Origin of the sequence: Kitasatospora nipponensis (assembly GCF_039528135.1) — a bacterium.
In the GTDB taxonomy this organism is placed as follows: domain Bacteria; phylum Actinomycetota; class Actinomycetes; order Streptomycetales; family Streptomycetaceae; genus Kitasatospora; species Kitasatospora nipponensis.
The window spans coordinates 1-2,249 of record NZ_BAAALF010000393.1; the positions used below are offsets into that span (position 1 = coordinate 1).

The window sequence follows — 2,249 nt, forward strand, 5'->3', positions numbered from 1 at the left end:
GCCGTCGACGGGATCGATGAGCAGGAACGATCCGGTGCGGCGGTTGTCGGTGTAGTCGTCGAGCGCGAGGGGTTCGGCGGTGCGCAGGACCACGTGGCCGATCTCGTTGACGCTCAGTCCCTGGGCGCCGGAGCGCTGTTCGAGGGTGTCGATGTCGATGCGGTAGGAGATCTCCTTGACGAGGGCGCGCACGGTGCGGGTGGTGTGCTTGAGGAGGACCTTGTCGCCGGCCTGCAGGGGGCGTTCGTGCAGGTGGCAGACGGTGGCCTGGACGTCCTTGGTGGGGGTGGGGATCGGGCCGGTGGCGATGAGGTCGCCGCGGGAGATGTCGATGTCCTCGGTGAGGCGGACGGTGATCGACTGGGGGGCCCAGGCGATGTCGCTGGGCACGCCGAGGGCGTCGATGCCCGCCACGGTGGTGGTGTGCCCGGAGGGCAGCACGGTGACCTGGTCGCCGGTGCGCAGGACGCCGGAGGCCAGCTGGCCGGCGTAGCCGCGGTAGTCGTGGTGTTCGCCGCTCTGGGGGCGGATGACGTACTGGACGGGCAGGCGGGTGGGCTCGTTGCTGGGGTCGGTGGTGACGGCGACGGTTTCGAGGTGTTCGAGGAGGGTGGGGCCGCCGTACCAGTCCATGTGGGCGGAGGGCTCGACGACGTTGTCGCCGGCCAGGGCGGAGATGGGGACGGCGACGATGTCGCCCAGGCCCAGGGAGGTGGCGTAGGTGGTGAACTCGGCGGCGATGGCGGCGAAGAGGGGCTCGGCGTAGTCGACGAGGTCCATCTTGTTGACGGCCAGGACCACGTGGGGCACGCGCAGCAGGGCGGCGACGGCGGCGTGGCGGCGGGTCTGTTCGACGACGCCGTTGCGGGCGTCGACCAGGACGACGGCGAGCTCGGCGGTGGAGGCGCCGGTGACCATGTTGCGGGTGTACTGCACGTGGCCGGGGGTGTCGGCCAGGATGAAGCGGCGTCGGGTGGTGGCGAAGTAGCGGTAGGCCACGTCGATGGTGATGCCCTGCTCGCGTTCGGCGCGCAGGCCGTCGGTGAGCAGCGCGAGGTCGGGGGCGGCTTGGCCGCGTCGGCGCGAGGCGTGTTCGACGGCTTCCAGTTGGTCGGCCAGCACGGACTTGGAGTCGTGCAGGAGGCGGCCCACCAGGGTGGACTTGCCGTCGTCGACGGAGCCGGCGGTGGCGAAGCGCAGCAGGGTGGTGGCGCCGAGGGCCTGGGGGTCGGGGGACTGGGTGTCGGTGGTGGTGCTGGACATCTCTAGAAGTACCCCTCGCGCTTGCGGTCTTCCATGGCGGCCTCGGAGAGTTTGTCGTCGGCCCGGGTGGCCCCGCGTTCGGTCAGCCGGCTGGCGGCGATCTCGGTGATGACGTCGGCGATGCTCACCGCGTGGGAGTCGACGGCGCCGGTGCAGGACATGTCGCCCACCGTGCGGTAGCGGATCAGGCGGCGCTGGACGGGCTCGTTCTCGCGGGGGCCGCCCCACTGGCCGGCGGTGAGCCACATGCCGTCGCGGGCGAAGACGTCGCGCTCGTGGGCGAAGTAGATCTGTGGCAGTTCGATGCCCTCGCGCTCGATGTACTGCCACACGTCCAGTTCGGTCCAGTTGGACAGCGGGAAGACCCGCACGTGCTCGCCCGGGGCGTGGCGGCCGTTGTACAGGTTCCACAGCTCGGGGCGCTGGCGGCGCGGGTCCCACGCGCCGAACTCGTCGCGCAGGGAGAAGACCCGCTCCTTGGCGCGCGCCTTCTCCTCGTCGCGGCGCCCGCCGCCGAAGACCGCGTCGAACTTGTGGCCCTCGATGGCGTCCAGCAGCGGCACGGTCTGCAGCGGGTTGCGGGTGCCGTCGGGGCGCTCGCGCAGCCGGCCGTCGTCGATGAAGTCCTGCACGTGCGCGACGTGCAGCCGCAGACCGTGGCGGGCCACCACCCGGTCGCGGTACTCGATGACCTCGGGGAAGTTGTGCCCGGTGTCCACGTGCAGCAACGCGAAGGGCACCGGCGCCGGCGCGAACGCCTTCAACGCCAGATGCAGCATCACGATCGAGTCCTTACCACCGGAGAACAGGATCACCGGCCGCTCGAACTCCCCCGCCACCTCACGGAAGACGTGCACCGACTCCGCCTCCAGCGCGTCCAGGTGCGAGAGCGCGAAGGGGTTGTCCGCCGCCAGCGGCAGTGGGTGGGTCGCGGTCGTCATGCCAGGCCCCTCTCGGTCAGGAAGGCGTGCAGTTCGGCGGCGGAC

At 71.1% G+C, this 2,249-nt stretch carries 2 protein-coding genes; both read right to left on the reverse strand.

The genetic code is table 11. From position 1 onward, the window contains the following. On the reverse strand, positions 1 to 1,263 hold a 1,263-nt coding region (locus tag ABD323_RS40515), incomplete at its 3' end, for a sulfate adenylyltransferase subunit 1 (RefSeq protein WP_344447119.1). A gap of 2 nt (positions 1,264 to 1,265) precedes the next feature. Continuing rightward, positions 1,266 to 2,204 (reverse strand): sulfate adenylyltransferase subunit CysD, encoded by a 939-nt coding sequence (cysD, locus tag ABD323_RS40520; protein ID WP_344447120.1) that lies wholly within the window; start codon positions 2,202 to 2,204, stop codon positions 1,266 to 1,268. Positions 2,205 to 2,249: the final 45 nt, after the last annotated feature.

What these genes read in the sequence shown, in the direction of transcription:
- cysD (WP_344447120.1), bottom strand. Translation starts at nt 2,204, where the DNA reads ATGACGACCGCGACCCACCCACTGCCGCTGGCGGCGGACAACCCCTTC.